Consider the following 5,745-nt stretch of genomic DNA (forward strand, 5'->3'; position numbering starts at 1 on the left):
TCATCCGCACGTCCTGGCATCGCACGCTGCTGTCGATCTTCGACCGCTATGATCTGATTGCGCTGCCGACAGCGCAGGTCTTCCCCTTCGACATCGATACGCATTGGCCGCGTGAGGTCGCCGGACGCACAATGGACAGCTATCACCGCTGGATGCAGGTTTCCGCCTTCGCGACCTTGGGCGGCTGCCCGGCGGCCAATGTGCCGGTCGGCTTCGACGATAGAGGGCGGCCGATGGGCATGCAGCTGATCGGCCGGCCACGCGGCGACCTTGCCGTGCTCAAGGCGGCGGCCGCCTATGAGGCAACACTGCCCTGGCCGGCCGGCGCCTGAATCGCACGCGTTGGCGGCCGCGGCGCTTCGCGCACCGGCTTGCATCGCTATCGCCGCCATGCATTGATTATCCTCAGCCGCGCCGCCTCGGCGGTATTCCTGGGGAAAAAGCATGTCGCTCGAACTCTACGCCGCCTATGTCCTCGCTTGCATCGTCATTATCCTGGTGCCCGGTCCGACGGTCACGCTGATCATTGCCAACAGCATCCGCCATGGCTCGCGCGCCGGCCTCGCCAACGTCGCCGGCACGCAGGCCGGGCTTGCCGTGATGATCGCCATCGTCGGCATCGGCCTCAACACGCTGATCGCAGGCATGGGCCACTGGTTCGAGTGGGTACGACTGATCGGCGCGGCCTATCTGATCTGGATGGGTGTGCAGATGTTCCGCTCCAAGGGCACGTTGAATGCCGATGGAACAGCGAGAAAGCCGCGCGGCGGCTTCTTCCTGCAGGGCCTGCTGGTGGCGCTGAGCAACCCCAAGACGCTGATTTTCTTCGGCGCCTTCTTTCCGCAGTTCATTTCGCCGCAAGGCAACTACTCGCTGCAGATCGCCGTCATGGGTCTGACCGCCATGATCTTCGCCGCCTTCTCGGATTCGACTTACGCGCTGGCCGCCGGCCGCGCCGGGCGCCTGCTGTCGGCCGGCCGCATCAAACTCCTGTCGAGGATCAGCGGCAGCTTCATGGTCGGCGGCGGCCTGTGGCTGGCGTTTTCGCGGTCGAAGTAAAGGCGGCCGAGCCGGCGCCGCAAGGAGTTGCAGCACCCTGGAATGGCAACAGATTGAAAGTGTGCTGTCCCACCACCACATGAATCTGGCTTGAGGGATTCATGTCTGTCTTTTGGACTTGGGATGGTTTGAAGAGGAACGCGCCTGGCGTGATCCTCTTTATTGGTGCGTTTGCGGTTATGATCATGTTGGCGGCAAACAAATGGATCAACGACGCCAGCCCGATCCGATCGGTCGACACAGTCGAGGCAAACGTCGAAAGTGTCCGGTTGGACCATGGCCGCGGCATATATCTGGTTTCTATCGAGAACGGTTCGTCTGTCCTTATCGATGACGATCACCCGCATCTGATCGGCTCGCGCACAAACATCGAACGCGTCACGCGCGACAATGGCTTCGTCTTCTACCGATTCGTGAATTGAATCATGGCAACAGTATCTTCTCTCAGAAACCGCCTGCTTCTGTTTCAGGCAGAATACCGAGACGCAGTCATTGGTGTCGTATTCTTCTGCGCACTGCCCCTGGCGGCGCTGATCCCGATTGCGATGAACCAGGACAATCCGGTTGTGGCAACTCAGAGTGTGATGGGCACTATCGAGTATGTGAGGTTAATGCCCATCAATCCGAAGATGGCTGCCGGGCGCGGGCTGTATTACACATACGATGTCCGCCTTGATGGCAACAGCGCGGTGACATCCATCGATGATGAAGTGGGGATGCCGCACCTTGTCGGTTCGGTCATCCCCATCGAGCGGCAACATCATAAGCGCGGCGGAGACACCTATCGGTTTCTCAATGAGTGAAGACGCGTGCTCACAAGTTCAGTTCTGTTCTGACGGTCAGTTAAGCCGCCCCAGCCTCTCCACCAGCAAGGCGAAAAACGCATCATGGTCGATGTCGCGCATCACCATGGCGTTCTTCGGCCGTTTGGTGACGCCCCACCAGTCGATCACGGTCATGCCCATGGTCAGTTCCGAGGCGGTTTCCACGCTGACGTTGCAGTTGCGGCCCTTGAACAGGTCCGGCTTCAACAGATAGGCGATGACGCAAGGATCGTGCAGCGGGCCACCGTCGGTGCCGTATTTCTCTTCATCGAAGCGCTCGAAGAACTCCAACATCTCCGCGGTGGCGGTGCCGACCCTGGTGCCCAGCGCGCGGAAGGCCTGCGTGCGCTTGGCGGTGGTCAGCGCCTTGTGGGTGACGTCGAGAGGCATCATGACGATCGGAATGCCGGATTTGAGCACGACATCTGCGGCCTGCGGGTCGACATAGATGTTGAATTCGGCGGTCGGTGTGACATTGCCGCCTTCGAAGAAGCCGCCGCCCATCAGCACGATTTCCTTGATGCGCGGTGCGATGCGCGGCTCGCGGATCAGCGCCAGCGCAATGTTGGTGAGCGGGCCGAGCGCGCAAAGCGTGATCGTGCCGCTTTCTTCGCTCATCAGCGTCTCGACGATGAAATCGACCGCGTACTGGTCCTGCAGCTTCATCGTCGGTTCGGGCAATTGCGGACCGTTGAGGCCGGTCTTGCCATGCACTTCCTCGGCGGTGACCAGTTCGCGCGTCAGGGGCCGGATGGCACCGGCATAGACCTTGATGTCCGGGCGGCCGGCCAGCTCGCAGATCTTGCGGGCATTCTTTTCGGTAAGCTTCAGCGGCACGTTGCCGGCAACGGCTGATATGCCGACGATCTCCAGTTCGGAGCTGCCGAGCGCCAGCAATATGGCGACGGCATCATCCTGGCCGGGATCCGTGTCGATGATGATCTTGCGTGACTGGGGCATTTCAATTCCTTGTTTGGCGAGGTCGTGGACTTGCATCGATCCGATCGGAACATCCAAATGACGCCGAAGCGGCCGCGAGCTGCCAGGCCGAACCGCTCGACCGGGGAAGACAATCCCGACCCGCGCGCTTTTCCTTGCATCTGCTCGCCGTTTCAAGCGCCATGTCTGTCATTCCTGTGAGTCCACGGCCTGGTCTTTTTGGGCGGGTCTGTTGACGGCTTGAACTTGGTCGCGGGGCGGACCATATCAAGGCCATCGGGAAAAATGCCATCTGGGTTTTTCCACTTTATGTCGCTCTTGAGAGGACAGTGTAACATGAGCCGAATGACGCCCTTTTCCAGCCCGCTTCTGCTTGGTTTCGACGCCATGGAAAAGACCCTGGAACGCCTGGCGAAGTCCGGTGACAGCTACCCTCCCTACAACATCGAACGCCTCAGCGGCGCCGACGGCAAAACCGAAAGGTTGCGCATCACATTGGCGGTCGCCGGTTTCGCCGAAAGCGATCTCGATGTCACCACGGAGGAAAACCAGTTGGTCGTGCGCGGCCGTCAGACCGACGACACCGAGCGCGAATTTCTTCATCGCGGCATCGCCGCGCGCCAGTTCCAGCGCTGTTTCGTGCTGGCCGACGGCATGCGGGTGATCGCAGCGGAGTTGAAGAACGGCCTTTTGGCGATCGACCTCGATCGGCCGGAGTCCGAACGGCTGGTACGGAAAATAAACATATCGGTGAAAGACTGATCTTTACCGATGGCTCTCATGCGGGATGGCCTTGAGCGGCGTCCTCGCGCCAAGGAGGCTTTGAAATGACCAGAACTGAAACTATCACCATGACCAATGGCGAATTCGCTCATCTCGGCGAGGGCTCGGTCGCTTATCTCAGAAAGGTCTCGAGCGACGAATTGCTCGGCCGTTTCCCCAATCTCGGCGAAATCGCTCCCGGCATGGAACTGTGGGCGCTGTTTGCAGCCAATGGCCAGCCGATCCTGCTTTCCGACGCGCGTGACCGCGCACTGGCCGGTGCCATGGAAAACGACCTGACCACGGTCGCCATCCACTAAGACCCAGCGCGCCGCCCTGTTAGGCGCGACCAGCAGGCTCAAACGCATAGGGCCGCCCGTGGCGGCCCTTGAAGTTCGTCTCACCAGAAAAATCAGGCCGCGTGCGAGGCCTGGGTGTCCGATAAAAGCGCGTGGATAGCCGCGGCGTCGCGCGTACCCCTGATCTTGGCCACCGTGTCGGCGTCACGCAGCACTCGCGCGATGCGCGACAGTGCCTTGAGGTGATCGGCACCCGCCCCTTCCGGCGCCAGCAGCAGAAACACCAGATCGACGGGCTGATCGTCCAGCGATTCGAAATCGACAGGCGTCTCCAGCCGGGCGAAAACACCTGCGATGCGCTTCACGCCGGCCAGCTTGCCGTGCGGGATGGCGATGCCGTTGCCGACGCCGGTCGAACCCAGCCGCTCACGCTGCAGGATGGTGTCGAACACCTCCCGCTCCGGAATGCCGGAAATCGCCGCCGCCCGTTCGGACAGCAATTGCAGCAGCTGCTTCTTGGAGTTCGCCTTCAACGCCGGCAATATCGCCGGAACGTTGATAAGATCGCTCAGATCCATGCTTGAAAATCCCTTGTTCGCCTGCCGTCACCAGTCCTCACCCCTCGTGCGGCCGGCTCTTATCCCAGTGCGACCTCGTCGTCACCGTGCGACCCTTGTCGTCACCGTGCGACCGTTGTCGTCACGCTTGTGCGACCTTGGTCGTCGACGGGTCGATCCAACCGATATTTCCATCGGGTCGGCGATAGACGATGTTGAGATGGTCGGTTCCCGCGTTGCGGAAGACGAAGACCGGGCTGTCCTTGGTGTCGAGCTCGATGACCGCCGACGCCACCGACATGGTCTTCAGCGTCATGGTTGATTCGGCGACGATGGCCGGCGCGAAATTCTCCGGAATGTCCTCGTCGTCATCGGCAAGCGGCGCCATCACCGTGTAGGCTATGTCGGTCGGTTGGCCGTTGGCGGCGCCCGAATTGTGCGATTTCAGCCGGCGCTTGTAGCGCCTCAGGCGGGTTTCCAGACGGTCCGCCGCCGCCTCGAAGGCAAGCGTCGGATCCTGGGCATCGCCGGTGGCCTGCAGCGAAGCGCCGGAATCCAGCCGGATCATGCAATCCGCCGAATAGCGCGAACCCGATTTGATGACCGTGACATGTCCGGCAAAGCCGCGATCGAAATATTTGCCGATCGCTTCGCCGACACGATCGTTGATGCGTGTCCGAAACGCATCGCCGATGTCCATGTGTTTTCCCGATATGCGCAGATTCATCTGAAAACTGACCTTCCTTGCTCAGGCTTCAAACTGGCCCGAGTTTATACTCGTGATCCGTGCGCACAAGCTTTGCGGCGTCACTTGCGCCGATTTTAAATCCAGACTTTCCGGTTGATCACAAGCCGCCCTTTGACCGTCCCGAGGCCAACGTCGTGACGGACCATCCGCATGCGGGCATCTAGCCCGTCTCATGCGGGCGGGCTTCTAGCCAGTTCACCGCGGCTTGTCAATGAAGTGCTGGCTTGTGGAAAATCGACCCGCCTCAGCGCCCGGCGCTGGCCATCGCACGTTTCTCGCGCCGGCGCTGCACCGAGGAGGGGATATTCATGCCTTCCCGGTACTTGGCGACCGTACGCCTTGCAATGTCGACGCCACTTTCGCGCAACATGTCGACGATTGCATCGTCGGAAAGCACGTCGACGGGCTTCTCCTCGTCGATCAACTGCTTGATGCGGTCACGCACGGCTTCCGAGGAGTGCGCATCGCCGCCGCCCGATGCGGCGATCGAGGCGGTGAAGAAGTAGCGAAGCTCGAACACGCCGCGCGGCGTCAGCATGTATTTATTGGCTGTGACC

The 5,745-nt window shown here is 60.9% G+C and carries 9 protein-coding genes and 1 pseudogene; 6 read left to right on the forward strand and 4 right to left on the reverse strand.

Going from position 1 to position 5,745, the window contains the following annotated elements:
- From ENZ75_RS18465 to ENZ75_RS18480, 4 genes are all read left to right on the forward strand, one after another.
- Nucleotides 1-332, forward strand: a 332-nt coding sequence (locus ENZ75_RS18465) for an amidase family protein (protein WP_245481172.1), incomplete at its 5' end; no start/stop codon positions are given.
- A gap of 112 nt (nt 333-444) precedes the next feature.
- Nucleotides 445-1,059, forward strand: coding sequence for a LysE family translocator (locus ENZ75_RS18470; RefSeq protein WP_013529595.1), 615 nt, complete (start codon nt 445-447; stop codon nt 1,057-1,059).
- A gap of 101 nt (nt 1,060-1,160) precedes the next feature.
- On the forward strand, nt 1,161-1,481 hold the full coding sequence (locus ENZ75_RS18475; RefSeq protein ID WP_013529594.1) for a hypothetical protein: 321 nt from the start codon (nt 1,161-1,163) through the stop codon (nt 1,479-1,481).
- Between the two features lie 3 nt (nt 1,482-1,484).
- Entirely contained in the window at nt 1,485-1,862 is a 378-nt protein-coding gene (locus tag ENZ75_RS18480) for a hypothetical protein (RefSeq protein WP_063169006.1), read from the forward strand.
- Nucleotides 1,863-1,898: 36 nt separating this feature from the next.
- On the opposite strand, the gene ENZ75_RS18485 is transcribed toward ENZ75_RS18480, so the two are convergent.
- A complete protein-coding gene (locus tag ENZ75_RS18485) occupies nt 1,899-2,843 on the reverse strand; it encodes a nucleoside hydrolase (protein WP_063170333.1) in 945 nt (314 codons plus the stop codon).
- A 315-nt stretch (nt 2,844-3,158) separates the two neighbouring features.
- On the opposite strand from ENZ75_RS18485, the gene ENZ75_RS18490 reads away from it, so the two are divergent.
- Together ENZ75_RS18490 and ENZ75_RS18495 are read left to right on the forward strand one after the other, a co-directional pair.
- Nucleotides 3,159-3,584 carry an Hsp20 family protein gene (locus ENZ75_RS18490; protein WP_013529591.1) on the forward strand — a complete coding sequence of 142 codons (426 nt, stop codon included), beginning with the start codon at nt 3,159-3,161 and terminating at the stop codon, nt 3,582-3,584.
- A 65-nt stretch (nt 3,585-3,649) separates the two neighbouring features.
- Nucleotides 3,650-3,904: a DUF1150 family protein gene (locus ENZ75_RS18495; protein ID WP_013529590.1), complete on the forward strand. Its 255-nt coding sequence runs from the start codon at nt 3,650-3,652 to the stop codon at nt 3,902-3,904.
- A 92-nt stretch (nt 3,905-3,996) separates the two neighbouring features.
- On the opposite strand, the gene ptsN is transcribed toward ENZ75_RS18495, so the two are convergent.
- The 3 genes and pseudogenes from ptsN to ENZ75_RS18510 form a co-directional block, all read right to left on the reverse strand.
- Nucleotides 3,997-4,461 carry a PTS IIA-like nitrogen regulatory protein PtsN gene (gene ptsN, locus ENZ75_RS18500; protein ID WP_013529589.1) on the reverse strand — a complete coding sequence of 155 codons (465 nt, stop codon included), beginning with the start codon at nt 4,459-4,461 and terminating at the stop codon, nt 3,997-3,999.
- A gap of 121 nt (nt 4,462-4,582) precedes the next feature.
- Nucleotides 4,583-5,167 carry a ribosome-associated translation inhibitor RaiA gene (gene raiA, locus ENZ75_RS18505; RefSeq protein WP_013529588.1) on the reverse strand — a complete coding sequence of 195 codons (585 nt, stop codon included), beginning with the start codon at nt 5,165-5,167 and terminating at the stop codon, nt 4,583-4,585.
- 265 nt (nt 5,168-5,432) lie between these two features.
- Nucleotides 5,433-5,745: pseudogene (locus tag ENZ75_RS18510) on the reverse strand (RNA polymerase sigma-54 factor); the annotation flags it as partial.

It is taken from the genome of Mesorhizobium sp. M7A.F.Ca.CA.002.04.1.1 (genome assembly GCF_004022805.1).
Taxonomy (GTDB): Bacteria; Pseudomonadota; Alphaproteobacteria; order Rhizobiales; family Rhizobiaceae; genus Mesorhizobium; species Mesorhizobium ciceri.